The following is a 26,493-nucleotide window of genomic DNA, read 5'->3' as shown; positions in this document are numbered from 1 at the left end:
CGTCGGCGCAGTCCCCGGTCCGGTTACCAGCGCGTCGAGTGCCGGCACGCACCGGCTTCTGCGCGAAGGCATCGCGTCCCTCATCACCAATGCCACAGACGTCACCGCGCTCCTCGACCCGCCCGCACGCGGTCGCGGGCAGGCAGTCGAGCATGAACCGGACGTCGCTCGACCTGGTCATCGGCAGGGGCGCGTCCTGTAGCTGAACGGCGCGCATCGAGCCGAGATCGCATGACCGATCGGTGCGAAGATGAAGGCATGTGTGCGACGAATCTGTGGGCGGTGAATGCCGCCGCCTTCGCGCCTGAGTTCGAACGGTTCACCGCCGAGCAGATCGGCGTCGCACCGCAGGTCTCCGAGCTTCGGATCGCGTCGAGCCGCGTGCGCGCCAGCTCGATCGTGTTTACCCTGACTCAGCGCATGTGCGACTGCGACTCCCTGATAGGACGAGGCAGCGACGACCCCGCTAACGGAGAAGTAGCGGCCGAAGACTGGCTGACCTGGCTCCGTGAACTGCCGACCCAGGTTCCGCATGTCAACCGTCTGGCCGTCCTTCGGGCATGGAGCCCGCAGGACGATGACGTGGCTCCCCGGCATGCGAAGGGCATGACGATCGGCGAGGTGACTGAGCAGGTGCTCCGTGGGCTGAAGGACAACTCGCTGTTGACCGTCGACTACCCGCGTGCCGCCTGAGCGCCCCGGCCTACCGAACGGCACCGACTACAACGACGGTCCGACTCGCTGTGCTCCCATGCGACGCGGGCGTTCCTGGTCGGGCTGCTCGGCCTGGGCGAGGTTCTTAGCCCGGTCGAGCGCGGTGCGGGCGCGGGCAGCGTCGAGCTTCTGCGCCTCAGTTTCGGCGGGTACCCCGAGCGGTGTCGGCCCGGCGATGCCGTAGCGGTCGCGGTAGGCAGCAATGGCGCGAGCGGCGTTCCGCCATGCGTGGGCTGCTCGTGCCTGCTTCGGCTGGAGGCCGAGTTCCGTGATCCACTCGTGCTTCTCGGTGAGCGCGGTGTCGAGGAGTGCATCGGTCCGGGTCTCGATGAGTGCGCGCCGCTCCGCCAGCGCCTGCCGCATCTCGGACGGTATGGTGCCGCTGGCTTCGGGGATGAGGCCTGCGATCAAGCGTGGAGCCTTCCGCGCGCGACCGGGCCCTGCCAGCCGGGCGGACGCCTTGGCGATGCGGTAGTGCAGGATGGCGGCGATGTCGTCGGTATCCCCGAACCCGCGTGCTCCCACGAGGCGTGGCAGCAGCGTTTCGACGTCGTGCTGGTTCGCCTCTGCCCGCCGCAGCTCGGCGGTCAGCGCTCCGAATGCGGGTGAGGCGATCACGTCGTCTGCGTCGTCGTCGCTGAGCCCGGAGGAGCGGATGAGCGCGGCCCAGCGGTCGTGTTGTGCGGCAGCGGCCAGGGTCTCGTACTCGGCGGCGACCTGCGCGATCGAGGACCAGGTGTCCTGCTCGGCGGTGATCGTCTCGTGCGCCGACAGCTCGGCGCCGACGTGCTGCAGCACTCCGAACAGCACCGAGCGGGCGGTCGCTTCGGTGTTGTCGCCGGGGTGCGGGCCGTCGTGGGCGGGGTCGGGCTTGTCGACGGCGACGTAGGCAATGTTCTCTTCGCGGCCACGGGTCATGGCGACGTAGAACGTCTCTCTGGTCATCGAAGCATCCGCCAGGACGTGCGAGGAGTCGACCGTGATGCCCTGCGCCCGGTAGGAAGTGACGGCATAGCCGAGGTTCTGCAAACGCACTCGCCTGTGAACATGCGCGTGCGCGCGGTTTCAGTCTACTCCCATCTGTGGACGGTGACCTTGCCGACTGTGCGGCCGTTCTCGACCAACTCGTGCGCCTCGCGGAGTGTGGTCGGTGAGATCGGCGCGAGTGTCGTTGTGGCCGTGGTGCGGATGCGGCCCTGATCTACAAGGTCAGCGACAGTGTTCAGGAGCTGGTGCTGTTCAATCATGTCCGGGGTCTGCCTGAGCGGGCGGGTGAACATCAGTTCCCAGTGCCAAGCGATGCTCTTGCCCTTGAGCGGGAACACGTCGCGCGGACCGTCGTCAATGGCGACAATATGCCCGAACGCTCGAACGATCCGCGCATAGGTTTCGATCTGCCCCGCGGAATGCGCGGTGAACAGCCAGTCCACGCCATCCTGCGCGACGGCGAGCACCTGCTCAGCCAGGTCGTCGCGGTGGTTCACCACATGCTCCGCGCCCAGGTTGCGCACCCAGGCGGAGCGTTCATCGTCGGAGGCGGTGGCGATCACGGTGACGTTCGGCAGGAGCGCGTCGGCCAGTGCCAGCATGATCGATCCGACTCCGCCGGTCGCGCCGATCACCAGCAGGGTGCCGGTCGAGTCCTCGGTAAGGGCGAGCCGCTCGAACAGGGTCTCCCAGGCGGTGATCGCCGTCAGCGGCAGCGCAGCAGCGTCGGCAAACGACAGCACCTGCGGCTTGCGCCCCGTAATCCGCTCATCCACAACATGCAGGCGCTGGTTCGTACCTGGCCGGTCGATGCTGCCCGCGTAGTACACCTCGTCACCCGGAGCGAACAGCGTCACCGCTGAGCCGACCTCGCGCACCGTACCGGCGGCGTCGAAGCCGAGCACCTTGAACCCGTTCGCAGGAGCGCCTTCCCGCAGTTTCACATCGACCGGGTTCACCGAGACCGCCTCGACCTCGACCAACAAGTCATGCGGTCCAAGTTCGGGCACCTCGACCTCGCGGGCGGTCAGCGCCTCGGGGTCGGTGGCGGGGAGGTTCTTCTCGTATCCGATCGCAGTCGTAGCCGTCATGCCAATTATGGTTCCCCAGACCTACTGGTTACCGTCAAGGCAACCTAGTACCCATCGGATACCATGAACGTATGAGTCAGACCGTGGATGAGTGCGACCGGAACGACGTGTACGCGGCCATGTGTCCGTGCCGCGACATGCTCGACCTGCTCGCCAACAAGTGGAGCGCCCTGGCCATCGGTGCGCTCGAAGACGGGCCGCAACGCAACGGGCAACTCAAACGACGCTTGGAAGGCGTCAGCCCCAAGGTGCTGTCCCAGACCCTCAAGCGTCTCGAAGACCACGGCCTGCTCACTCGCACCGTCTACCCCGAGGTTCCCGCTCGCGTGGAGTACGAACTTACTGACCTCGGACACAGCGCAGCCGCCCCGTTGAAGCATCTGCGCGACTGGGTTGAACACAACGTCGGAACCGACCAGTAGCGACCCCCTCGGCGCTACATCGAGCCAGGAGTCCCGGCCTCCGCGTAATACCGCGTCAACACAGACGAGGCGTCGCGGTCGCCGTCACCGGACACGACAGAGTTCAGCAGGTACCGGTACCCGTCACCGGTCGTCATCACCCTAATTGATAACGTCACACCTAGAAGGTGCGAAGTAACCGACGCGCGAGCACAGGAGCGCTTCTGTCATTTCGAAGGCGAGACTTCGCGCGATTGGGATTCGCCGGGCCATCCTTCTTCTCTTTCGTCGAACGTCACCGCAACACCGTGTCGCTGGGGTTCGTGAAATCTTCTTCCGGAAGCGAAACCCAGGTACTGCGCCATGAGGAACTCGCCGCAGCGATGCACAGGCGTTCGACAGTTCGGTCGCACGAACCGATCGTTTGTTAACGGACGGCACTGTACGTCGATCGAAAGTCGCGCCGACACCCCCTGCGAATTCGCGTCGCGGGATAGTTTGCCAGGATCCGGCGATCAGCGTGGTGCGCATCAAGGAGGTGCGCAGCGGCCTCAGCACGAGGAGCCTGCCCGCGAGGCCGACCACCCCGCCCCTAGGAACGGTAGGAGTGCGACGTCGGGGCGAGCTGGGGGCCACCCCCCGAGGCCGAAAGTAGCACCGCAGCGACGATAAGCGCCACGCCAACCAGGGTGGTCGTCAGCTCCCCGACCAACGAACCGATCCATCCGCGTTCCTGGAGGTCTCGGAACATCCTTATGCTCAGCCCGAACGTTCCGTTCGAGCTGCGAACCGATCGTCTCGATGCGTCGTGGCAGACGCCTCAGCTGTCCACCGATGACCTGGAGTTGCACGCGGCCGTCGGCGAACATCTCCCTTGAGTCCATCGCCAGACGTATGAAATGAGGAGTTCGAGCAAGGGCCCGATCGACCAAGTCGTAGTCGGCAACGAGCTGGCACAGCGTTCCCTCGAGTGACACGAAGGAAACGACTGGCGTTCTCCTCCGCTGTTGGGGACGTCGGGTCGGCTGAAATAATGGCCGGGACGATACGGTGGCGAGTCAGAGCGCCGTGATCCACCGCGCGATCTCGTCAGCGATCTCGTCGCTATTGTCTTCGACCATCAGCGAGTGGCCGTTCCCAGCGAGAAGAGGCAGTTCGGACGACCAGAAGGTGACGGCGGCGCCCTGATCGGTGAGCCAGGCCACGATGTCCTGATCCAGCTGCGAGGGGTGGTCGGTATCGGCTCCACCCGTGAAGACGAGAATCGGCTTGTTCGTGAACGCGTCGGTCGGCCCGATCCTCATTTGGCTCCCACCGATGTTCTGACGCTGATAAAGCATCCGGGCCGGGATCGGCCGAAGGGTGCGGCGGAACACCTCGATGCACTCGCGGGGGAACCGCCGGCTGGGTCCGATGGCCTTGTCGTTCACGAAGGCGCTTGTGGGTTCCCAGAAACCCATCTTCGGGATGGTCCAGTCGATGGCCGCTCCACGGATGGAGACCTCCTGGTCGGACTCCCTCACGATCTCGGGCACCGCCTGTATATTTCCAGGCGGGCCCGGAGCGACGGCTACGAGCCCGTCGATGAGATCGCCATGCGTCTCTAGGAGGCGGAAGCCAATCGGACCTGCCATCGAGTGCACGACCAGCACGACGTTCCGGCCGAGACCAGAGAGGAACACGCCCATCCCTCGGCACACGCTCTCATAGTCCAGCCGCGCAGACGCCGCACGATCATCGACGTGTTGGGCCGCCTCATAGGACAACCCCAGCCAGTCCACCACCAGCACACCGTAGCCATGCGATACCAATCGTGCCGCCCAGCCCTGTCGGCCGTCGGGCGTCTCGAGATAGTACTCGTTCGAGGCACCACCCCCGTGCACGAGGACGATCCACCGAGCAGGCGCACCCGACGGCGCCAGTTCGGTGTACGAGATCGGCGCGACGTCGTCTGGGCGTGAAATCGAATCCATAGCTTCCCCAGGCCTGTTAGGCAATGACGGCGTCGAGGGCCCGTGCGAGCCTCTCCGGATGCGTGAGCATCACCAAATGGCTTCCGTCGATCTCGATCGTGCGCGGACTATCAAGCCGCCCGGCCGCGGCCTGGTAGATCTCAGCGGGAACGGCCTGGTCCTGAGCGAGGAACACATAACTTGACGGGATGCTGCTCGCCCAGAACCGGTCGAGGCGGATCGGCTCATCGGACCAGCCTGCCGGCGCTGGGACGAGCCTCGGCTCGAGCGCGGCGAGCTGCTGCTGCTCGAACGGGGACATGTCCTGCATAGACGCGGCCCAGAGCTCAGGCGGCATGACGATGGTGTTGTCGTCGGACTGACTCGCAAGCGCCTTCGTCGCTGCGACCAACGGATCGGGGAGCACGTCGTTAATGGTCTCGCCGTCGCGCAGCACCCAGGCGTCGACGAAGACGACCCGGCCGATGCGCTCGGGCATCGCCTCAGCGACGAGTTGGATGAGCGGACCTCCGCCGCTATGACCGACGAGCACGATGTCGAGCTGGGTGAGCTCTCTTACCTGATCGATCAGATCGCGCGCCATCATGCTCATCGTGACGCCGGAGCGGTCCACGTCACCGTCTTCGAGACCGCGCAGCGTCGGCGCGATCACCTCGTGCCCCATTCTGCGCAATTCGTCGGCGACGCCGTCCCACACCCAGCCGCCTACCCATCCGCCGTGCACCAGTACGATCTGCATTGATCATCCTCTTCGCATATTTATCTGCTGAGCAGAACTTGTTCCTAACTAGAAGACACAATAGCTTGCGCGGCGCCAACAGTCCAGCATGGCTCGAGCTCTCTTCAGAACGCGCCGAACGACCCCTGCACCAGGTCGCAGGGGAAAGAGACGACGAGCCTTCAGGAGGTCAGGTCGGCCAGACGTACGGCTGCCTCATCGAGGAGTGCGACGAGGGTCTTCACCTTGCGGGGAGGCAAGCGGAACACCGGGGCAGATGCGTTGATCGCCAACCGCAGCCCGCTCGCCGAGGGAACGGCCACGGCCACCGGGGCCACGCCCTCCTCGCTCTCCTCCCGGTTCGTTGCATAGCCCTGCTTCGCGACAAGATCCAGTTGTGCGAGGAGCTCGGTCTTGGTACGGATCGACTGCGGAGTCACCTGTGAGAGTTGCTCGTCGGGGTAGAGACGGTCCAATTGTTCTCGCGGGAGCTGCGCCAGGAGAACCTTTCCCGTGGAGGTGCAATGGGCCGGCATCTCCTTGCCCAACCGTGAAGCGACTCGCACCGCCGTCGTCGGTTCCGCGACCGGGGTCGTGCCCGACGTGAACCAGATCCAGCTCAGCCCCGACATCGCCCGTACCGTTCCTCGACGCGCGCACGAGGTGCTCGGTATCGTGACCGAGAGCTGGAGCCCGCTCGGCCGCGGGCCCGAGCTGCGGGAGAACCCGACGATCGTGCAGATCGCGGCGGACGTCGGACGAACGGCGGCACAGGTGGTGCTCCGCTGGCACGTGCAGCAGGGCCTCGTGCCGGTGCCGAGATCGTCAGACCCCAAACGCCTGGTCGAGAACCTCTCGGTCTTCGACTTCCGCCTTAGCACCGACCAGATGGCCACGCTTGCGTCCCTCGACAACGGCGAAGCCGCCGCGCGGGACTCTGACCTGCCCGAGAACGGTCATTAGTCCACCAAGAACACCAAAATCGTCACCGATCTGGTAAATTCAGCGCGCTCTGGAGACGCAGCAGAACGCCTCGCGCGGCTCCTGGACATTCGACTACACGCAGGACCGGCTCTCCGCCATCATGCGCTGCACACACGACCGCTGCCTCGAGACCGCCGACGAATACGGCTCGCCAGGCTTGCCCGGTGGACTTCGGCGACTGCGCGAAGCAACTGACCGGCGGCGAAGGTGATGGCTCGAACGTAGGCGCGATCTGCCTTGCTCGCCTCACCTTCGGCTCGCTCGACAGCCGCGTCCAAACCATCGCGAAGTCGCGTGCACTGCAGATGGCGGCGAGGGAGAGAGTAAGTTCTGCAGTGTGCCCGATCGGGAACAGGGGGTGGGCTTTAGTACCCCTGCCCGAATTCGCGAAGTCTGGGCCACAGATCGCCGCCGACGACGCCGAAGACCCCTACGTCCGCCAGCATGCCGCCGAAGCCCTGCTTGAGATCAACGAAGACCGGAAAGTCAACGGCCGCTACCTCGCCGTCAAGACCCGACAGAACCTCGCCCGCCTCACCGACTTCGCCGAACACACCCGTCGGTTTCCCTGCCTCTTCCGCCTCGATCAACGCCACCTGTGCACCCCTATCAGCGGGAGCGAGGGTCTCGGGAAGCTTCTCAAGCCGACGGGCAACTCGCTCGGCAGTGCTTGCGAATCGGCGGTACGGACGACCCAACTGTTCGCTCGTGTTGGGGTCCTGGCCGTGCCCCATGAGACGGCGGAGCTGCTCCTCGCTGACCTCACCACCGGGTTCGACGGCGCCAGAAATGTACGCGAGACCCGATCCGAGCCATGAGCCCGGCGGCGTGCTGTTCAGTCGTTCAGCCGGTGGAGCCAGTAGCCGGGTTCGCGGCGCTCGTGGGCGTAGGCGAGGATCAGGATCGTGTCCGGCTCCACCGTGTAGACGATGCGGTACGGGTATCCGCGAACGGCCTTGCTGCGGATCACGGTGCCATCGTCAGCGGTCGTGAATGGTGGGGCGGCGTTCGGCCATTGGTCGAGGTCTTTCCGGGCTTGCCTTGCTCGGTCGATGAGCGCAAGGCCGATCCCTGGCTCCTGGTCTTCGTACCAGCGCACGGCGGCGTCGAACTCCGCGACGGCCTCGGGGTGCTCTCGCTGGGCCAAGGTCATGCGGTGAGCAAGGCGCGCAAACGCTCGTAGTGCTCGTCGGCATCCACCAGATCGACCGCACCCTCACGCACCTCGGCCAGTCGCCGGGTAGCCTCGGCACGCCAGGCTGCATCGACCTCGCTCTCGTCGTCTGCATCATGGAGGCTTTCGAGCAGGGCGTTAGCGACGACCGCGCGCTGATCGGCGTCGAGCGCGAGGCCGTCTCGGATCAGAGTTGCGGTGTCGGGTGTCATGTATTCAAGTGTACGTCGAACGGCCGACAATCGCGCTGGGCGTCTGTGGCTCGGGTTGCGGGGCTGCTGTGAACGTCACGCCGACGCGACGTGCTGCTGATGCTCATAGGCCGCGTGCTGGCCCGTCATGTCGCGGGTCGTTGCGCCGCGGGTCGCGTTCGGTCGGCTCGCGGAGTTGCCGTTCGCGTTCGGCGAGTGCTTGCTGCCTTGCTTCGTGCTCGGCGCGGGTGGTTTCGATCCGTGCGGCGGCGTCGCGGATCGGTAGCGCGCGGAGGTAGTCGGCCTCGGCTCGGAGCGCGGTGGCTTGCTGGTGCGCCTGTCCTGCTTGCTGTGCTGGGTTCGGCAGTCGCATCCCGACCCGGTGGCGCATCACCGCCTGCGGCCCGTACTCGCTGACCAGCAACGCCCGGCGTTCCTGCTCGTGCCGCTGCCGCAACTCGTCACGGTCGGCTCGCGCGGCCTCGACGTGCTGGGCGGCGTCGATCACGCGGGGATCGGCCTCGGCGCGACGCTCGGCCTGTCGTGCCGCCCACTCGGGCAGGGTGTCGGTGGTGCGGGGTGGTTCGCCCCATGTTTCGCGCACCCGTGCCCGAACCGTCCGGGTGTGCTCGCTCGTCTGGCGGTGCTCCGCGCGGGCCTTGCGCCTGCCGAGCCTGCCGACGGTGGCGAGTCGCGCTGCGGCGGCCTCGCGCTCGACAGCATCGAGATAGGTGGTGCCGTCTGCCTCGGCCTGCACCGTCAACGGTTCCGCGATTTCGGCACGGATGCGCGCCGCCTCGTCCTCGGCGTGGCGGAGCACGTCGGCGTGCTCGTCGTCCTCGGTCTTGTGTGTTGCGCGCTGGGCGTCGAACCTGGCAGCGGTCTGCTCCCAGCGTTCCGCCGCACGTTCGGCTCGTTCGGCTTCGGCGGTGAGGCGGGCGAGTTCTTCGGTGATGAGCTGCACGGGGCCATCGCTGACGAGGCCTTGCACGGCGTCGATGGCTTGGGCGGTGGCGTGGTCGAGGCCACGGTCTGCCGGGTCGCGTTCCATCGCCTCAACGAACCGCGCCCGCGCATCCGCCATATCAGCGGCGACGACGTGGAGTTGGTTCTGTTGGCGGCCTCTCGTCATGCCGACGTAGACGCCTGCCGCGCTCGTCGCCTCCGACAAGGCCGTGTGGGAGGCATCGACGGTTGCGCCTTGGACGCCGTAGGCGGTCGCGGCATACGACAGGTGCGCCCACTCGCTCACGTACTCGGCGGGGAGGGCGACGGTGCGGCTGTGCTTGCCTCCGCCGCTGACTTCGCGGGCGTAGACGCTGCCCTCGTCGGTCACATGCTGCACGATCCATTGCTGCCGGTTTGCCACGCCGAGGTCGCTGCTGTTCTTCCGGGTCTGGATCAGGTCGCCAGCGCCGATGCTCAGCCCGTCGCTGCCGGTCGTCGTCATAGTGTCGTCGACCTCGCCGCGCTCGACCCGCCCGGCGCGGATGTGCTCGTTCAGCTCGGTGGCCTCGTCGTTGGTGGCGACGGTGATCGCTTCGCCGTCGTGGGCGTGGGCGGTGATGTGCTCGCGGGCCGCTTCCTCGTCGGCATGCAAGGTCACGAGGCCCATCGTGGCGAGTCGGTCGAACACGTCGCCGGGGTGCTCCCGGTCACGCATGACCAACGTCAACGCCGCATACTCGGCATCGGTGAACCTGTGGAGTTCGGTCATGTCGTAGGTACGGCCACGAATCTGGGCGGCCATGTCGAGCACCCCGCCGCGCCCGACCGCCGGGAGCTGCGCCCGGTCGCCCACGAACGCGACCGACGCGCCTGCCTCGGCGGTGACGGTCAGCAGAGCGAGGGCGGTGTCCTGGTCGAGCATCCCCGCTTCGTCCACGATCACCCGCTCACCCCGCGACAGCACGGCGTCGTTTGGTGGGCCGGTGTAGATGTTCCCGGTTGCAGGGTCGGTGTCGCCGGGTGCGAGGCGTGTCCATACGCCGTCCTCGTTCCACCGCCACCCATGCGCATACACGAGCGCCGCGACGGAGGTTGCGGGCACGCCGAGTTCTTCGTGGGCGACCTGCGCCGCACGCAACGTCGGCGCAACCACCCGCGAGGATCGCCCGTGCTCGGCTGCAACCTCGATGGCGACGCCGAGCATGGTGGTCTTGCCTGCGCCCGCCGCGCCCTCGACAATCACGAGCGGGTTGGTCGAGGCGACGGCAGCGGCGGCCACGGTCTGCCCGGTGTCGAGTCCGGCGGCTTGCGCAGCGTCGGTCACGTCGGGGTGCTTCGGCTCCCGTTCCGGCGTCGCGGCGGTGAGTTGGTCGCGGAGTGCGGTCTCGGCGGCGACGACGCCAAGGCTGGTGAGGTGGGCGACGTGCTCGGGTTGCACCATGCCCGGCGGCAGCACCGAGAAACAATCCGAGGCGGCGAGTCCGGTGGCGAGGTCGATGAACTCGCGCAACTCCGCCGGGGTCGCTTGCACGCCTGCCTCGGTGGTGATGCGGGTGACGTGCTCTCGCACGGTGTGCGGTGTCCAGGTCGATGCAGCCGCCGCGCAGCGATCCAGCGCACGACTGGCGACCTGTTGCACGCTGAGGTCATCCAGCGATGCCGGCGCAACGGTGTCGGGGTGCTGCAAGCTCTCGGGGTGGTAGCCGGCGTCTCGGAGTTCCTGCTGCCACCACTGCTCGTTCTTCAAGTCCGCCGGTTTCTTGCCGGGCCGCTGGAACGCCCACGCCGCGTCCTGCATCCGAGCGGTCAACACCGGGCCGGGCGTCTCGCCGGGATGCTTCGCTTGCCACTCGGCCTCCATGCGTTCCAGGTTGCGTCTGATCTGCGCCGACCGCTTCGACATGACGGCGTTGAACGGCTCCAACTCCACAACCTCACCGCTTACGGGGTCGAGGGTCAGGCCATGCTCGGAGAGCGTGGCGGCGAGCTGGGGGGCGCGGCGATCACCGCCGTACCGAGAGCACGGATCGCGCCCTGCTGCTGGAACAACGCCGCCGTGGTCAGCGCCCGCCACTTCCCGCCCGCCCACACCCTCGTGCCAATCTGGAAATGGATATGCCGGTGCGGATCACCCGCACGACTCGTCTTGTGCGTGATCGCGACGGTCTGCATGTGCTCGACCGGCAGCACCTCCTGCGCGCCGCGCGGCCCCGCCAACGTGACCGAATGCTGACCAAGGAAGTGCTGAATCTCCCGCGCCGCATCCCGCTGCGTCGCGTCCAACGCCTCGGACACGTCCGGGTGGAGTGCGGCGGCGACCGACAGGCTCTTCGGCGCGTTGATCGTCATCTCCGCGAACAACGGCGACCCCCGACGCACCTTGCCCGGCTTGCGCGGGGTACCCATCGACTCCCCGGTGTCCGGGTTCACCCAATCGACCCAGGCTTCGTACTCATCCGCCGACAGCGACCGAGCAGCGGTGACCTCGCCGGTCGCGTCGATCACGGCGTACTCGGCCACGGCCTGGTCTGCGCCGAGGTAGTACTCGTCAGCGCGGGAGCGGTCGGCCTCGACATAGGCGCGCGCGGCAGCACCGCTGCCGTGGAACAGCTTCACTCCACCCTTCACTCTGGCCTCCCTCACGAGTCGTCTCGTGAGAGAGGTGCGCACTACGGCCCCGCCGTAAAATACGTGCCTCACTGAGATAGGGGGCAGATGACTGATGGAGCCGAGCGTCAGCGCGAGAGCGTCGCACAGAGTGTCGCTGGCAAGAGTTGGCGTCACAAAGTTCGAGGGAACTTTCGGAGTTCGGTTCGATGAAGTGACTAGTCTTCTCGGCGAACTTCGTGACCTGATTACTGCCCGATGAGTCTTCGGGCAGCGGTGACGACGGAGGCACGGCGGCGTGCGTGTTCGGCGTCGCTCTCGGCTCCGGTGATCATGCGGGCGACCTGCGGTACCGCTGACCACCATCCGGCGAGTGAGAGCACGAGGAACATCAGGTGGTCGGCGTCGAGGTCGCTCGTTACTGTGCCCTTGGCCTGTCCGTCGGTCATGGCGGCGACTTTGTATCCGTAGTATTCGCGCCGCTCGGCCTCGTCGGGTACTTCGGTGTCGAAGACGAGCCCTTCCCAGCGCATGAGCCTGCCGAGTTCGGGGTGCTCGCGGTGGTAGTCGTAGACGCGCCCGGCGTAGTCGCCCACGTCCTCGGTTGCGAATGATTCGACGGGCACGTCGCGGGCTACCTTCGCCAGTTCCTCGCGCAGTACGGTGGCGAAAAGTCTGTCCTTGCCCCCGAAGTGCGTGTAGACGCGCTCCTTGTTCACCCCGGCGGCCTTGGCGATGCGCTCGATGGTCGTGCCGTGCGGCCCGTGCGCGGCGAACTCGGCCACCGCCGCGTCGAGGATGCGGCGCTTCCTGCCCTCAACATCCCAGCCCATCGTTCCCACCTCCCGTCTCGTGCGGTAAACCCAACGCTCACGTTGCGTCTTCGCGGTTAGCCTACTACAGTCAAATCCAACGGAAACGTTGGATTTGGAGTGGTGGTGTCTGCGAACTCGACGGAACAGATAGCGGGAGCAGGCGAGGCGCGCGAGCACCCGGCAGGGAACGGCGTGGTCGTGCTGCTCGTGGTCACGGCGCTGCTGGTGCTCACGCAGTTGTACGCGGCAATCCCGCTGATCGCCCCGATCGGTGCGGAACTCGGCTCTGATGTGACGTTCGCGCTCTCGACGGTGTTCAGCGTGTGCTATGCGGTCGGGTTCCTGATCTGGGGGCCGTTGGCCGATCAGTACGGGCGGAAGCGGATCATGCTCATCGGCCTGGTGTATCTCACCGTCGCGACCATCGCCTGCGGCTTCGCCTCCACGGTGCCGATGCTTGCTGCGCTGCGCGGGGTGCAGGGGGTGATGGCGTCGAGTTTCGCGCCGGTTGCGCTCGCGTATCTGGCCGAAGCGACCCCGCTGAAGCGTCGGGCAACGGCGATCGGGGCCATGTCGACGGCATTCCTCGTTGCCGGGATCGCAGGCCAAGTACTCGCCTCCGCGCTCAGCCTGACGTTGGGCTGGCAGTGGGTGTTCATCCTCTCCGGCATCATGCTCGGCCTCGGCATGATCGGCGTCGCCGTGCTCGTCACCGAGCCGCACAGTCGCAGAGACGATGCGAGCCTGGTGCGTCGCTTCGCCGTAGTCGGGAGGGTCGCCACACGCCCCTCGGTGCTGCTACTGAGCCTCGCGCACCTAACGCTGCTGTTGTCGTTCGTCGGCATGTACACCGGCCTCGGCCCGCACCTGACCGACCTCTGCCTGGACTCATCGCAGGTGATCTGGCTCCGCCTCGTCGGGCTGCCGGGCATGTTCGCCTCCCTCTTCGCGGGCGCTATTGCGAAGCGTCTCGGCGGCGCGGGGGTTGCACGTGCCGGGTTCGCCCTCGCCGCGATTGGGCTGCTGATCGAAGCCGCACTCTCGGCATCCCTCGCGGGCACGGCGCTGGCGAGTCTCGTGTGAGTCACTGGGGTCGCGCTCGCGGTGCCCGCGATGATCACCCTGTTCGGCGAGACCGCCGCCCCGAACCGGGCCGGTGGGATGGCGCTCAACGGATTCGTGCTGTTCCTCGGTGCCAGCGTCGGCCCACTCACTGCCTACCTGGGCTTGGACTTCCCGATCCTGCTCGTCAGTCTCGCCGCGCTCATGGTGCTCGCCGTCGCCAGCCTCACCGGGTTCGCCCGACTCACCCGCACGCCCGCTTCGGAGGTACCTGTATGACTCGCATCCTGATTCTCGGCGCGACCGGGCGCACCGGAGCCGCCATCCTCGCTCATCTCCCCGCAGGCATCGAGGCGACCGCTGCGCTGCGCGATCCGGCAGACACCACGCGGCTCGCCAAGACTGCTGCATCGCTGACCTCCACGGTCGTGAACATCGCTGAGAACGCCAGTCTCACGCAAGCAATGCACGGCATCGACGTCGTCATGAACGCGATCCGACTGCGTGAGGACATCGCCCCGACCGAACTCGTGGCCGTACATGATCGACTCATCGAGGCAAGCACCAAGGCCAACGGCGCTCCGGCCCGGATCGTCACGGTCGGCGGAGCAGGAGCACTCCGACTCCCTGGAGACAGACGGTTCTGGCAAGACCCCCGGTTCCCAGAACCCACACTGCCGCGCGGGAGAGCACACGCCATGCTGCGCGACCACCTCGAAGCGGGCAACGCAGGATCAGAATGGGCGTATCTGATCCCGCCGCCCGTCTACGAACCGGAGGGGCCGACGACAGCACGCTGGGAACGAGTCTCCCCTTCCACAGACGAGACTGCGTTCACCCGACAAGCGATCAGTTATGCCGACTTCGGAGCGGCAGTCGCGGAGACTTCCACCAAGGACGACACTCGCACGCAACTCATCGCATGGCCCAGTGAACTGACAGAAAAGCACCCGATGAGTGGATAGGCGCATCTCCCCGCCGTTGTCGGCTCGGACACGGACGACGCATCGACCTGTGGGCCTGGCGGCGTACAACGTTGTCCGGCTCGTTGTGATCCGTGACGGCACGGCCATCGTGTTCAGCGAGTTCGGACAGCAACCCGTCAGCTTTGGCGACGCGGTGCTGCTGGGGCCGAGCGTGCTGTTCGGCGTCGAACCCGAGGGGCGGGTCACCTATACGACGGTCTACATCGACACCGACATGGCGCTGGATCAGTTCTTCTGGCAACACTCCGCGATCTTGCACGACCGCCTCGACGCCCACGACTTCGCGGGAAAGGTGTACACCGAACCTGCCCAGGTACTGCACCTGGGCCGGGATCGAGCCGGGCGGTTGTTGCCGTGGCTGGACGAGCTGGTCGCCCTCACCGTCGAGGGCAAGTACCTGGAACGGTTCCATCGGATGCAGGCGCTCTGGTTCCTCATCACCGATGTGATCGCGCCGTGCATCCGCGTCTCGACGGTGCGGCTGACCCGGCTGCAACGTGCCCGCGCTCGCCCGTTCTCCGCTCGAAGTCGGGTGCCTGAACCGTTGCGTCGTGAGGCGATGCTGGTGCGCGACGCGCTGCACAGCCGGATCACGCACCCGTGGACGCTCGCGGAACTGGCAGCCCTGGTGCGGCTCTCTCCGAAGCACCTGGTGCGCGTGTTCACGGACACGTTCGGGAAGACCCCGACCGCCTACCTGGTGATGCTCCGCGTGCAAGAGATGGCGCGGCTCCTACGCGAGACGAACATCACCGTCACCGCCACCGGGCAGCGGGTGGGGTGGCGGAGCCGGTCGCGCGCGGTAGAAGCATCCACAGCGCACACCGGAGTGACACCGAGCCGCTACCGAGACATGCGCCCGCTCATGACCGACCTCCCATGACCGAGCCGGTCGCGCTGCCCGGCAAAGTGCCGGAGTGACCGGGAAACGCCCGGCCTGCTCGTCTCCTGCTTCGCCGCGACCGCCGGTGCTTGGTAGGCCGGTTCTTCCCCCTGGTTGCTCGGGGGTGGTCAGAGAAGGGAGGTCGTCATGTCGCTGCTACTCGAACGCCCGGCGACCACGCCGACCGGTCATGAGCCTACAAGGACGCCGCAGTCGCCGCACCCCGCGATAGTGCAGCCGGTCGAGCCGTGGAGTTGCGTCTATGTCACCAGCATCCGTCACCGTCGCATATTGGCGGCGACCGCCTATGACTGTGTGCGCTTCGTGGTCGTGCGCGACGGCTCGATCATCCTCACCGATGCCGATGCCGATGCCGATGCGGGCGGGTCGGCGTCGGTGGGTGATGTGGTGCTGGTCGCCCCGAACGTCGAGTTCGGGTACGAACCCGAGGGCACCGTCACGGTGAGGACAGTGGCAGTGGATACCGATTACTGGTCGAGCAGTTGTTCTGGCAGCACCTCGACGTGCTCGCGGACGGCGAAGCCGCACGCGACCTCGCAACTCACCTGTATCCCGATCCGGTGCAGGTGCTGCGCGTCGGAGAATCGCAGGCCGAACGGCTCGGGCCGATCCTCGATGAACTCGCCACACTCACCGGCGAAGACCAATCGCCGCGCGGCTACTTCCGTGCGTATGCGCTGCTGTTCACGGTGCTCGCCGCCATCGCGCCGCTGGTTCGTCACGCGCCGGTGGAGGTGCCGCCGCTGACCTCTCGGCAGCGGGCCGTGCGGGTCGCGCCTCCCCGGTGGCGGGAGTTCAAGCCGGTGCGCCGCGAGATTATGCGCACGGCGGCGCTCATGCAGAGCAACATCGCCAGGCAGTGGCCGCTCACCGAACTGGACGCGCACGCCTGCCTGTCGCCGAGTCAGCTCAATCGGGTGTTCAAGGACTCGTTCGGGGTGACGCCGCCGGTGTACCTGTCGATCCTGCGCGTACAGGAGATGGCGCGCCTGATCCGCGAAACCGATCTGCTCATCGGCACGATCACCGAACGGGTCGGCTGGTGCCACCACTGCGGGCAAGCCTCGCGCATCTTCCGCCGCTACATGGGCGTGACCCCCATCGAGTACCGGCGCTACGGCCCACCGTCCGCGAGCCGGGCGGGGCCGGGCGTCGGCATCGCCACCGCACGCGCCGACGACTCCCGTGGGAACGGGTGCGCACCTACCTACTGACACCTGCCCACACGACCGGAGGAACCCGACGATGAGCACCGCCACCACGCGACCGCGATACGCTCCGGCGCGCCTGCATGTCGGGGTGGGGGTGACGGTTCCGGCAAATTGCCGGAACCGTGCGACCAGGGCTTTTACTCCCGGCCGGGGTGGTTCCGTCGAATCGGCGGCACCACACTCGCGGGGCGACGGTCGGGGAAAATTTCCCACACCGTCCAGCCTGCGACCTCGGCCCGCTGTGCTGCTCGTTGTGGTTCTCGTGACGGTGGTGGCAAATTGGCACCACCGTCCGACCAGGAGTTTCGCCGTTGCCCCCGCGAACCAAGCCGCATCCGCTGCGACCTCACCGCGACCGTTCACGGTGGTGTCGAATCGCCACCACCGTCGGACCTGCGCTTTCGCTCCGCTCGGCTGGCCGTCACGGGCGCGAACGGTGCCGCAAAATTTGCGGCACCGTTGAGCCGGTTCACGAGGGTACCGAATCGGCACCCCCGTGACATACCCCGTTTGGGGTCGGTCGCAGGTAGCTCCCTGTGGATAAGTCTGCATATAGTACCTCAACTCGATGCCAGGTACTAGATGTACCCGGCCATGAGGTTGGTGGCGTTTCCGGTCTTGTGAAAGGGGAGAACCTCCGGGCTTAGTGGAGATGTCTGACGTCTTCACGAACTCGGAGGTTCTCGTGTCCCACCGTAATGCCCGCTTGACCGTGCACGGCAGGCTGCTCATCGTCCATCGTGCCGGTGCCGGGTGGAAGCAGGCGCATATCGCCGCGGCAATGGGCGTGTCCCGACGCTGCGTGAAGCGGTGGCTGGACCGCTACCGCGCCGAGGGTGAAGCCGGTCTCTACGATCGCTCCTCGCGGCCTCACCACGTCGCCAACCGCACCCCCGATGCCAGGGCCGCGGCGGTGGTCGCGATCCGGAAGAAGGAACGAGTCGGCCGTGACGAGGTCGCGGCCCGCACCGGGGTGCCGGCGGGACGGTGTCGCGCATCATCGCCCGGTCCGGGCTGCCTCGTCTGGTCGATCTGGACCCGATGACCGGGGAGCGGATCCGCGCGTCGAAGACCACAGCGGTCCGCTATGAACGCGAGCAGCCCGGCGAGCTGGTGCACATGGACGTGAAGAAGCTCGGTCGCATCCCCGACGGCGGCGGGTGGAAGGCGCACGGCAGAGCGATGGGCTCCACAGCCGCCCGGAAACAGACCGTCGTCGGCTACGACTACGTGCACTCCGTCGTCGACGACCACTCCCGGCTCGCATACTCCGAGGTCCTCCCCGACGAGAAGGGCCCGACCTGCGCCGCGTTCCTCGAACGCGCCATCGGCTACTTCGCCGCGCACGGCATCCCCCGCATCGAGCGGCTGATCACCGACAACGCCTGGGCCTACCGATGGTCGCTGCGCGGCGTCTGCGGCGCGCACGGCATCCGGCAGAAGTTCATCAAACCGCACTGCCCGTGGCAGAACGGCAAGGTGGAGAGGTTCAACCGGACCCTGCAAACCGAATGGGCCTACCGGCAACCGTTCACCTCGAACGACGACCGCACCGCAGCACTTGACCCCTGGCTCGAGCACTACAACACTGGACGACGCCACTCAGCCCTCGGAGGCAACCCCCCGATCAGCCGACTGCAACCAACGTCCTGACCCCGTACAACTAGATGTTGTGGTTTGCCTGTCGTACCTGTCTACATGGATACCTCGACGCAGACCACCACAACCACGCCCGAACCAGCCTCGACCGATGCCCCCGAACCACTCGGCGCACGCCTCGCGCGGGAGAGCCGCGCAGCGCAGGGCCTGCCTCCGGTCATCGCTGACCCACGGGTGCGTGAGCAACTGCAAGCCCTCTGCGGCCTGCCGAAGGCGCGGGGGCGTTAGGCGCGCCAGACGAACTCGACCCGATGTGCGAGAATCCCCGCCCGGTACACCTCACGGCGGGCATGAAACGCTTCGACGGTCTCATTGCGCCGCCTCGCCGGTGTCGCGCCGTTCATCCCCCTGGGCAGGGCGTGAACGAGGACGGCTTCAAGGACGAGACTGGCGGCCTGGTGCTGCCACATCGGGGTACGGTCGGCCCACTCCTGTGCGACGGTCGTCATATCAATCGACGGGCCAGTGTGCTCCGGCACCGTGGCGGCGTACTCGCGGCGGGTGCGTTCGATGCGTTCGGCGATCCGTGAGCGTTGCCGCACCCACATCGACTTGTCGATCAACCCGTCGTAGTAGTCATCATCGAGCCGGGCGAGGCGTTCCCGGTCGGCATCGAGCGTCGCGGCAAGCCCCACTCGTGCGGCCTGATCCGCGCCCGGAGACTGGCGCTTGGCGGGGTTGAGGGTGATCTGCTCGAACGTCGCGAGCACGGCTTCCTCCACGAGTTTGGTGAGGTCGCCGGAACGGATCGAGCGGTTGCACCCGCCCGGCACCTGTTGCACACACTGATACACCTGGCCGCGATGCAGCATGGCGCGTCCGCAGGTCGAGCAGCGGATCAGACCCGAGAACGGATACAGCCGTTTCGCCGCCCCACTGCCGGGCTGATGGAAGTTTCGGGCCTGCTTGCGGGCATCGAGCACATCGGAGACCTGCTGCCAGGTGTCCTCGTCCAAGATCGCGGGCCACGCGGCGGTCGTCTGCATCAGGGAGGTTTTCGACCGGGTGCCGTCCGGCAACAACGGTCGATACTCCCGTACCCCCTTGATCGAGGGGTTGCGCAGCACCAGTTTGAGTGTCCGATCCGACCACCGGCACCCGTGCGTCGTACGGATACCCCGCCGGTTCCAGTCGGTGAGAATCCGGTACAACGTCTCTCCGGCCAGCACCCGCCGCGCGGCTTCCCGCACCAACTCGGCAGCCTCGGGGTCGATCACGAGCGTGTGGTTCTCGGCGCGGTAGCCGAACGGCACCTGCCCACCATGCCAAGTGCCCTCGATGGCCTGCTGCTTCGCCGCCCGAGCGACACGGCGGGCGGTGTCGGCTGAGGACTTGTTCGCCATCGCGACCAGCACCCGCGCCATCGCCACATCAGAATCCGTATCCAACCTCAGCGAGCCGGTCACGGAGCGGACGCTGAAGCCGTTGAGTACCTTGGCGTCGATCAGGTCTTCCAAGTCTCTCGGGTCGCGCACCGCCCGATCCAGGTCGTAGGCGATCATCACCCCGGCGCGCTGCTCGCTGAGGTGCTTCAACATCGCGCGGAACTCCGGGCGCACCACGCGCCGCACCCGCTCACCCGTCGGGAGTGTGATCGTGCGCTGCTTGAACGCCGACGTGTCGTTCTCCCGGTACACCTGGGCGACTTCCCACCCGTGCGCTGCCGCATACGCCCGGCAGTCAGCTTCCTGCCGGTCAACACCGCGCTCGGTGCCCTCGGGATCATCACTGATCCGCACATACACCACCGCCCGCAACGACGGCGACGCCTGCGCCGTCGCCTGGTCGTTCGGCTCATTGCCTGCGGTTCGTTCCTGCTGATCGTGGCTCATCTCAGCCACCGCCTTCCTAGCTCTCATCGAGAGGTAGGTGCGTTTACAGAACCTCGGCTAGCCGAGGTCGAGGTGTTCGGCCGCGTACTCCGCCGGGATGACGACTGAGGCGCCCCACTTCCTTCCGACGCGGCGCAGGGTGAGGGCGCCGTCGTCGTGGACCTCGGTGACCGTCCATCTGTCGCCGTTACGGACCCAGGCCCGGCCCGTGCGCAGGCGGCGGTCGTTGCGGCGGGTGATGACGGTGTCCCCGGTCGCGGCTCTCGTGCCGTCGTGCAGCTCGACCTCGCGGCGGGCGTTCACGATGCCGTAGAGGATCAGATCACCCCGCGCCCTATTGTTGAGCGCCTGGACGGACTCGTTCGAGTCGGTCACGAGCACGCTGGCCCGCCCAACGAGAGTGTCGGACCGCCAGGCGGTGTAGGCGGCGTCGATCATCTCCTCGGTCTCCCCGCCGATCACGCGGCCGTGCTCGGCGTAGGTGTCGATGACGTCGGTGCGGCCGTGCCGCAGCGCGAGGGATGCGGTCCTCTCCCACACGTTGACGAACCGGTGCACGTCGACCAGCTCCGGGGCGTCCTCGCGGTCTCGGATGAGCAGGGAGAACGCGCCCCCGGCTGTAACGGACTGGAGCTGGGCGTGATCCCCGACTAGCAGCACCTTCGCCCCGCCCTCCGCCGCCAATGTGGTGATGCGGTCGAGGGAGAGCGTGCCCGCCAGGGACGCCTCGTCGACGATGACGAGCTGTCCCTTGCGGAACGTCTCGCCGGTGCGGTCGTGGGTGTCGAGCCACTTGGCCGTGTTCTCGGTCTGGATGCCGAGGTCATCGGCCAGGACCTGCGCGGCAACTGCGGACGGCGCGAGCCCGACCACGCTGCCGCGCCCGTGCTCATGTTCCCACGTCCGTCGCAGCGCCGACATCGCCGTCGTCTTCCCCGCACCGGCCGGGCCGACTAGTACATCGACGATCCGGCCTGAGAGCGCGATCTTCGTCAGCGCGGCTGCCTGGTCGTCACCGAGCATCCGGCCCTTGCTGTCGGGGCGTGTCGTGATTCGTTCGACGGTGGTCAGCGGCACGGTTGGGGCGGTGGTGGTGCGGGCGCGCTCGAGGAGGCGGTCTTCGGCGGCCAGCAGCGCCTCGGAAGAGAACAGCGCGGAGTGCTTCGGATGGAACACGCTCGTGCCGTCCGGCCGACGGAATGCGGCCGGGCTGGATGCGAGCTCCGGCGGTGTCAGGCGCAGTGACGCTGCTTCGGCGGCGTCGACGACCAGTCCGACGATGGCTTCTCGATCCTCGGTTGAGGCGAACCGGTAGCCCATTGTCTGCCGCGCGGCCTCGGCGGTAAGGTTCCAGCGATGCCAGGGGGGGCGCTTCTCACCGACCGCGGCTACGACGTCTCGCCCGAGCGAGTCGATCACGTCCAGCAACACGTCGTCGGCGCGCAACAGCAACGGCTCCTCGTTCGCGGTCACGCCTCGCGCCCACGAGGTTGCATCCGAACCGAGCACTGGCCCGGCCCGTTGCCGCCAGGAGGCGGTGAGGTCGGCCAGCGACCGGACCTCTTTCTCGGGGCGGGTGGAGAGGGTGGCCTGGGCGCGGAGCTTCATGATCGTCGCCGACGACGGCCGCCGCCCATGCGTCTCGACGTAGCGATCGATGAGGCGATCGGTCTCGGCATCGATGTGCCGGGCACGGGTGGAGAACTCCTTGACTAGCGCCTCCGGCACCCCGGTGATCGCCCATGCGCGATTGCGGTCGCGCCCCATGTCGCGCGCCTCCCACTCGACCCCGAGCATCCGGGCGAGGTGGTCAGCGAACACAGCCTCGTGCAGCTCGGAGAGAGCGACCACGGCGGCGTGCATCGGCCGCCCATCCAAGCTCCGCCACTTGCCATCGAGGACGGTCTGCACCTTGTTGCTGATGACGACGTGCGTGTGCAGGTGAGGATCGCCTGCTCGTGAGTCGTAGTGATCGAACGCCGTGGCGATCATGCCCCGGACGTCTACCTGTGCAACCGCGCCGTCGCGGCCAGTTGCGCCTGTCCGTGTGGCTGCAACCTCCCGCTCCATGAACGCAACCACCTCCGCAACCGCTGCATGGTGCGCGTCCGCGATCAATGCCTGCGTCCCGGCATCCGCAACCGCCCACAGCACGCTCGCGGACTTCGGGATCGAGAACGTGAAGTCGAACCCGCAACCGCCCGTCGGGTCCCACGCTCGGCCTCCTCCCCTTCGATCGCCGCGAGCGCCCCCGCGCGAGACGCCGGCCCGAGGGATGGATCAAGCGCTTCGCCGCGCCTCAATCCGCTCGGCCACGGTTCGGTACTCGGGGTACGCACGACCAAGCGGCTCCCCAGTGATCGGGTCACGGCCCATACCAACTAGGAGCTGGAGTTGGGCTTCGGAGACGTGATCGCCTGCGCTGATCCGCCCATCGCCGAGCGTGGCGACCCCGGCGCCGAGCCAGCGACCCGGCGGGGTGCCGTCGGCGTTGTAGTAACGCGTCAGCGGGGTGGACAGCGACCTGTCGCCGTCGCTGGCCGCGACTGTGCGCAGCAGGTACTTGTAACCGTCGCCCGCCGACATCACGCGCATCGAGACCGTCACCCCTGCCGCCCTTCTCCGTCTGCTTACAAGGTGCGCAAGCGGCCCGCTGACGGGCGGACTCAACCTCGATCTGCAAGAGGCGTGGTGGCTCTGAGGTGACGTCGGAGAGGAACTCCAGCGAGTCCAACGCGAGGTTAGGGCGAAACAGTCCGCAGGGAGTCTCCGCGGGCACACAGCGGGTGCGCAGCATCCATCGCCTGCGCCATGGATTCGATGACGACTCTCCCGTCTGACATTGAGCTAGTGGCAAGCGCACTGGCCGATTACTGCACCAGATGGCCGATCTCTGCATGCTCTGCGCGCACTTGTACTTATTTAGAGACGGTCGGTCTAAATTCGCTGTCATGACCGACATCGCAACTCGACCTCGCCGAGGGCGCCCCCCGAAGATCCCTCGCGAGCACGGAGACACGCGCGAGGCGCTGTTGCGCTGCGGCATGGAAGTCCTCACAACGCAGGGCATGAGCGCGACCGGCATCGACGCGGTCCTGAAGCGTGTCGGCGTGCCGAAGGGCTCCTTCTACCACTACTTCGACAGCAAGGACGCGTTCGGATTCGAGGTGCTGCAACGGTATGCGGACTACTTCGCTCGCAAGCTCGACCGATGGCTGCTCGAAGAGGGGCCGTCGCCGCTGGAACGCCTGACGCGGTTCGTGGACGATGCCAAGGCCGGCATGGTACGGCATGACTTCGAACGAGGGTGCCTAGTCGGCAATCTCGGCCAAGAGGTCTCCACCCTCCCCGACGGCTACCGGGAAGCGCTCGAAGACGTGCTGCGCGACTGGGAACGTCGCGTCGCGGCGTGCCTGCAACTGGCCGCAGACGCAGACGAGATCCCGCCCGGCTCCGACTGCGACGAACTGGCGTCGTTCTTCTGGGTGGGTTGGGAAGGCGCGATCCTTCGCGCCCGCCTGACCCGCGACGTCCGGCCGATGGAAGTGTTCTTCGCCGGTTACCTCGCATCCGTCCGCATCCATCCCGGGAGAGCATGATGTTCAGCGCAATCTCCATCGACAAGACCGATGCCGGATACCAGGCAGCGCTGCGCGAACTCGATGAGAGTGAGCTACCTGACGGTGACGTCACGGTGCGCGTGTCGTACAGCGGCCTGAACTACAAAGATGCCCTCGCGATCACGGGAAAGGCTCCGGTCGTGCGTCGCTTCCCGATGGTGCCCGGGATCGACCTCGCCGGTGTCGTGGAACACAGCGACAGCCCCTCTTATGCGCCTGGCGACCGGGTGCTGGTGAACGGCTGGGGCATCGGCGAGACGCACTGGGGCGGTCTCAGCCAGCGGGCTCGCGTGAGTGCGGACTGGCTCGTGCCGGTTCCTGATGCGATCTCGGAGCGGCAGGCCATGTCGATCGGCACGGCCGGATACACGGCCATGCTCTCCCTCATGGCCCTCGAGTCGCACGGCCTCACCACTGATTCGGGTGACGTCCTTGTCACGGGCGCGAACGGTGGGGTCGGCGGGTTCGCGATCGCGCTGCTGGCACGCGGCGGCTACTCGGTCGTTGCGTCGACCGGCCGTCCCGTTGAAGCCGATTACCTGCGCCGCCTTGGCGCCACGACGATCGTCGACCGGACAGAGCTGTCGGGGCCGGGCCGGCCGCTCGGCAAGGAACGCTGGGCGGCTGCGATCGACTCCGTCGGTAGCCATACCCTTGCGAATGCCTGTGCCGGGACGAAGGCGGGCGGCGCCGTCGCCGCATGCGGGAACGCACAGGGCATGGATCTGCCCGCCACTGTCGCACCGTTCATCCTGCGCGGGGTGAGCTTGCTCGGCATCAACAGCGTCACCCAGCCCCGCGACAAGCGCGTCGCAGCGTGGAACCGCCTGGCCGACGAGCTCGACCTGGACTTGCTGCCCGCGATGAGCCGCGAGGTCGGCCTGAGCGAGGCCCTCTCCGTTGCCGATGACCTTCTGGACGGCCGCATCCGCGGCCGGATCGTCGTCGACGTGAACCGCTGACCATCCCCCAAGACCACACAAACGAAAGAGGAAGACCATGACGAAGATCACCGTGCTCGGAGCGGGCGGACGTATCGCAAGACACGCCATCGCCGCGCTTCTCGAGGAGCCTGCCAACGAGCTGACCCTCTACCTGCGTCGCCCCCAGAGCCTGCCGGATGCTCCCAGCGACCGCGTCCAGATCGTCGAGGGCGACGTGCTCGACAACGAACTCCTCACACGCACCGCCACGGGACAGGACATCGTCTACGCGAACCTCGGCGGAGGCGACATCGAAGCTCAGGCCCGCGCCGTCGTCGCAGCGCTGACCGCCGCGGGAACACGACGGTTGATCTGGATCTCCACCCTCGGCATCTACGACGAGGTGCCCGGTGAGTACGGCAAGTGGAACCACCGGATGCTCGACGGCGGATACCTGCAGACGTACAGCGCCGCCGCGAAATTGATCGAGGAGTCCAACCTCGACTACACGATCATCCGTCCCGCGTGGCTGTCGGACGCCGACGAGGTCGACTACGAGCTGACCCAGAAGGGCGAGCCCTTCCAGGGCACCGAGGTGTCCCGCAAGAGCGTCGGCGCGCTCGTCGCCGAACTCGTCAAGAACCCGGCCGACAGCATCGGCGCCTCGCTCGGCGTGAACAAGCCCGGCACCGACGGCGACAAGCCATCCTGGTACTGAACGGAGCATGCCATGACCGCTTTGGACACGCTCACCGAGAACGGCTTGTCCCTCGGGATCGAGCTGCCCCTGGACAACGATCTCGCCCGACGAGACGTCTCCGGTCAGGGACTCTTCCCTGACCTGACCCGGCATCAGGAGCGTGCGCAGCTCGCCGACCGGCTCGGGTTCCGGGCGCTCTGGCTGCGGGACGTGCCGATGTGGCGACCGCGTGACTTCGGCGACGCCGGACAGGTCTTCGACCCCATCCCCTACCTCGGCTACCTCGCCGCATCGACCGAGCACATCCTGCTCGGAACAGCGGGGATCGTGCTCCCCTTGCGGCATCCAGTCGCGCTCGCGAAGGAAGCTGCAACCGTGGATGTCCTCTCCGGTGGGCGGCTGCTGCTCGGCCTCGCCTCGGGCGACAGGCCGGGTGAGTACCCGTTCTTCGGAGTCGATTTCGATCGTCGGGGAGAGACCTATCGCGACGGTGTGCGCGTGCTGCGTGAGATCTGGTCGCAGGCGGCGCTGGGCCGGATCGATCAGGACTCGTTCCTGCCCGCCCCTGCGGACGGGACGATTCCACTGATCGGGATCGGTGGCGCGCAGCAGTCTCCTGCGTGGGCGGCAGAGCACCTCGACGCGCACATGACGTACCACCGTGCAGGTCCGCAGATGCGCGCCGTCGCTGCGCAGTGGCGGGCGATATCGCTCAAGCCGTTCATGACGAACCTCTACCTCGACCTCGCGGAGAACCCGGACGCTCCCTTCGAGCCGATCCGCCTCGGTGCACGGGTCGGCACCACCGGTCTCACCGATTACCTCACCGGACTGGCAGCGGCAGGGGTCGTGCACGTCAACCTCGTGCTGCGGCCGGGACGACGAGACGTTGAAGACGTCATGGAGGAGATCGGACAAGACGTCATCCCCGCCCTCCGAGCCCGAACCGCATCAGAGCCAGCCGGCGCAGACATCCGATCGTGACCGAATCCA

At 67.0% G+C, this 26,493-nt stretch carries 25 protein-coding genes and 3 pseudogenes; 15 read left to right on the top strand and 13 right to left on the bottom strand.

Annotated features, from left to right (window positions below; genetic code table 11):
- Nucleotides 1-202, top strand: a pseudogene (locus HWX58_RS14860) (DNA-processing protein DprA); the annotation flags it as partial.
- A 56-nt stretch (nucleotides 203-258) separates the two neighbouring features.
- Nucleotides 259-693, top strand: coding sequence for a hypothetical protein (locus HWX58_RS10490; protein ID WP_175987543.1), 435 nt, complete (start codon nucleotides 259-261; stop codon nucleotides 691-693).
- A 27-nt stretch (nucleotides 694-720) separates the two neighbouring features.
- On the opposite strand, the gene HWX58_RS10485 is transcribed toward HWX58_RS10490, so the two are convergent.
- Together HWX58_RS10485 and HWX58_RS10480 are read right to left on the bottom strand one after the other, a co-directional pair.
- Nucleotides 721-1,749: a C-terminal helicase domain-containing protein gene (locus HWX58_RS10485; RefSeq protein WP_217702977.1), complete on the bottom strand. Its 1,029-nt coding sequence runs from the start codon at nucleotides 1,747-1,749 to the stop codon at nucleotides 721-723.
- 35 nt (nucleotides 1,750-1,784) lie between these two features.
- Complete coding sequence (locus tag HWX58_RS10480; RefSeq protein WP_024476678.1) at nucleotides 1,785-2,792, bottom strand: zinc-binding alcohol dehydrogenase family protein; 1,008 nt, start codon at nucleotides 2,790-2,792, stop codon at nucleotides 1,785-1,787.
- A gap of 71 nt (nucleotides 2,793-2,863) precedes the next feature.
- Here HWX58_RS10480 and HWX58_RS10475 point away from each other — a divergent pair, with 71 nt between their 5' ends.
- Nucleotides 2,864-3,214: a winged helix-turn-helix transcriptional regulator gene (locus tag HWX58_RS10475; RefSeq protein ID WP_024476679.1), complete on the top strand. Its 351-nt coding sequence runs from the start codon at nucleotides 2,864-2,866 to the stop codon at nucleotides 3,212-3,214.
- Nucleotides 3,215-4,251: 1,037 nt separating this feature from the next.
- Here HWX58_RS10475 and HWX58_RS10470 read toward each other — a convergent pair.
- From HWX58_RS10470 to HWX58_RS10460, 3 genes are all read right to left on the bottom strand, one after another.
- Nucleotides 4,252-5,166, bottom strand: a complete 915-nt coding sequence (locus HWX58_RS10470) for an alpha/beta fold hydrolase (RefSeq protein WP_175987539.1) — start codon at nucleotides 5,164-5,166, stop codon at nucleotides 4,252-4,254.
- Nucleotides 5,167-5,182: 16 nt separating this feature from the next.
- Nucleotides 5,183-5,905 (bottom strand): alpha/beta fold hydrolase, encoded by a 723-nt coding sequence (locus HWX58_RS10465; RefSeq protein WP_005054944.1) that lies wholly within the window; start codon nucleotides 5,903-5,905, stop codon nucleotides 5,183-5,185.
- Between the two features lie 161 nt (nucleotides 5,906-6,066).
- The gene (locus HWX58_RS10460) at nucleotides 6,067-6,420 is read right to left on the bottom strand and encodes an IclR family transcriptional regulator (RefSeq protein WP_250646191.1); all 354 of its coding nucleotides are present in this window, start codon (nucleotides 6,418-6,420) and stop codon (nucleotides 6,067-6,069) included.
- Here HWX58_RS10460 and HWX58_RS10455 point away from each other — a divergent pair.
- A complete protein-coding gene (locus tag HWX58_RS10455) occupies nucleotides 6,398-6,847 on the top strand; it encodes an aldo/keto reductase (protein WP_024476682.1) in 450 nt (149 codons plus the stop codon). The genes HWX58_RS10460 and HWX58_RS10455 overlap by 23 nt on opposite strands.
- Nucleotides 6,848-6,884: 37 nt before the next feature.
- Nucleotides 6,885-7,079 (top strand): hypothetical protein, encoded by a 195-nt coding sequence (locus tag HWX58_RS15315; RefSeq protein WP_120298671.1) that lies wholly within the window; start codon nucleotides 6,885-6,887, stop codon nucleotides 7,077-7,079.
- Between the two features lie 154 nt (nucleotides 7,080-7,233).
- Here HWX58_RS15315 and HWX58_RS10445 read toward each other — a convergent pair whose 3' ends face one another.
- The 6 genes from HWX58_RS10445 to HWX58_RS10425 form a co-directional block, all read right to left on the bottom strand.
- Entirely contained in the window at nucleotides 7,234-7,659 is a 426-nt protein-coding gene (locus HWX58_RS10445; protein ID WP_231734932.1) for a hypothetical protein, read from the bottom strand.
- A 44-nt stretch (nucleotides 7,660-7,703) separates the two neighbouring features.
- Nucleotides 7,704-8,021 (bottom strand): type II toxin-antitoxin system RelE/ParE family toxin, encoded by a 318-nt coding sequence (locus tag HWX58_RS10440; protein WP_024476684.1) that lies wholly within the window; start codon nucleotides 8,019-8,021, stop codon nucleotides 7,704-7,706.
- Nucleotides 8,018-8,254 carry an addiction module protein gene (locus HWX58_RS10435; RefSeq protein WP_024476685.1) on the bottom strand — a complete coding sequence of 79 codons (237 nt, stop codon included), beginning with the start codon at nucleotides 8,252-8,254 and terminating at the stop codon, nucleotides 8,018-8,020. Before HWX58_RS10435 ends, HWX58_RS10440 begins: the two co-directional genes overlap by 4 nt.
- A 103-nt stretch (nucleotides 8,255-8,357) precedes the next feature.
- Nucleotides 8,358-11,084: an AAA family ATPase gene (locus HWX58_RS10430; protein WP_250646189.1), complete on the bottom strand. Its 2,727-nt coding sequence runs from the start codon at nucleotides 11,082-11,084 to the stop codon at nucleotides 8,358-8,360.
- A 53-nt stretch (nucleotides 11,085-11,137) separates the two neighbouring features.
- Entirely contained in the window at nucleotides 11,138-11,809 is a 672-nt protein-coding gene (locus HWX58_RS15120) for a relaxase domain-containing protein (RefSeq protein WP_250646188.1), read from the bottom strand.
- Between the two features lie 227 nt (nucleotides 11,810-12,036).
- A complete protein-coding gene (locus tag HWX58_RS10425) occupies nucleotides 12,037-12,621 on the bottom strand; it encodes a TetR/AcrR family transcriptional regulator (RefSeq protein WP_024476687.1) in 585 nt (194 codons plus the stop codon).
- A gap of 105 nt (nucleotides 12,622-12,726) precedes the next feature.
- Here HWX58_RS10425 and HWX58_RS10420 point away from each other — a divergent pair, with 105 nt between their 5' ends.
- The 6 genes and pseudogenes from HWX58_RS10420 (at nucleotide 12,727) to HWX58_RS10400 (ending at nucleotide 18,419) form a co-directional block, all read left to right on the top strand.
- Nucleotides 12,727-13,686 carry an MFS transporter gene (locus HWX58_RS10420; protein WP_199732620.1) on the top strand — a complete coding sequence of 320 codons (960 nt, stop codon included), beginning with the start codon at nucleotides 12,727-12,729 and terminating at the stop codon, nucleotides 13,684-13,686.
- Nucleotides 13,687-13,716: 30 nt separating this feature from the next.
- Nucleotides 13,717-13,944, top strand: coding sequence for a hypothetical protein (locus HWX58_RS14855; protein ID WP_197425747.1), 228 nt, complete (start codon nucleotides 13,717-13,719; stop codon nucleotides 13,942-13,944).
- Complete coding sequence (locus HWX58_RS10415; protein ID WP_024476688.1) at nucleotides 13,941-14,630, top strand: NAD(P)-dependent oxidoreductase; 690 nt, start codon at nucleotides 13,941-13,943, stop codon at nucleotides 14,628-14,630. Before HWX58_RS14855 ends, HWX58_RS10415 begins: the two co-directional genes overlap by 4 nt.
- A 49-nt stretch (nucleotides 14,631-14,679) precedes the next feature.
- Entirely contained in the window at nucleotides 14,680-15,534 is an 855-nt protein-coding gene (locus HWX58_RS10410; RefSeq protein WP_024476689.1) for a helix-turn-helix transcriptional regulator, read from the top strand.
- Nucleotides 15,535-16,115: 581 nt separating this feature from the next.
- Nucleotides 16,116-16,769 (top strand): helix-turn-helix transcriptional regulator, encoded by a 654-nt coding sequence (locus tag HWX58_RS10405; RefSeq protein ID WP_175987534.1) that lies wholly within the window; start codon nucleotides 16,116-16,118, stop codon nucleotides 16,767-16,769.
- 682 nt (nucleotides 16,770-17,451) lie between these two features.
- Nucleotides 17,452-18,419: pseudogene (locus HWX58_RS10400) on the top strand (IS481 family transposase).
- A 230-nt stretch (nucleotides 18,420-18,649) separates the two neighbouring features.
- Here the strand turns inward: HWX58_RS10400 and HWX58_RS10395 are convergent.
- Together HWX58_RS10395 and mobF are read right to left on the bottom strand one after the other, a co-directional pair.
- On the bottom strand, nucleotides 18,650-20,257 hold the full coding sequence (locus HWX58_RS10395; protein ID WP_024476692.1) for a recombinase family protein: 1,608 nt from the start codon (nucleotides 20,255-20,257) through the stop codon (nucleotides 18,650-18,652).
- Between the two features lie 57 nt (nucleotides 20,258-20,314).
- Nucleotides 20,315-22,843, bottom strand: a pseudogene (mobF, locus tag HWX58_RS15555) (MobF family relaxase).
- Nucleotides 22,844-23,208: 365 nt separating this feature from the next.
- Here mobF and acuR point away from each other — a divergent pair.
- The 4 genes from acuR to HWX58_RS10370 are packed head-to-tail and all read left to right on the top strand — an operon-like array spanning nucleotide 23,209 to nucleotide 26,484.
- The gene (acuR, locus tag HWX58_RS10385) at nucleotides 23,209-23,856 is read left to right on the top strand and encodes an acrylate utilization transcriptional regulator AcuR (protein ID WP_083325314.1); all 648 of its coding nucleotides are present in this window, start codon (nucleotides 23,209-23,211) and stop codon (nucleotides 23,854-23,856) included.
- Nucleotides 23,853-24,839 (top strand): acrylyl-CoA reductase (NADPH), encoded by a 987-nt coding sequence (gene acuI / locus HWX58_RS10380; RefSeq protein WP_205781724.1) that lies wholly within the window; start codon nucleotides 23,853-23,855, stop codon nucleotides 24,837-24,839. The genes acuR and acuI overlap by 4 nt, the downstream gene beginning before the upstream one ends.
- Before the next feature lie 37 nt (nucleotides 24,840-24,876).
- Nucleotides 24,877-25,518 (top strand): SDR family oxidoreductase, encoded by a 642-nt coding sequence (locus tag HWX58_RS10375; RefSeq protein WP_020622159.1) that lies wholly within the window; start codon nucleotides 24,877-24,879, stop codon nucleotides 25,516-25,518.
- Nucleotides 25,519-25,530: 12 nt separating this feature from the next.
- Nucleotides 25,531-26,484: a TIGR03571 family LLM class oxidoreductase gene (locus tag HWX58_RS10370; RefSeq protein WP_020622158.1), complete on the top strand. Its 954-nt coding sequence runs from the start codon at nucleotides 25,531-25,533 to the stop codon at nucleotides 26,482-26,484.
- The last annotated feature ends 9 nt before the right edge of the window (nucleotides 26,485-26,493 follow it).

It is taken from the genome of Microbacterium tenebrionis, assembly GCF_903645325.1.
Classification (GTDB): Bacteria; Actinomycetota; Actinomycetes; order Actinomycetales; family Microbacteriaceae; genus Microbacterium; species Microbacterium tenebrionis.
The sequence above is the reverse complement of the archived record's forward strand: the minus strand, read 5'-3'. Positions and strand labels throughout refer to the sequence as shown.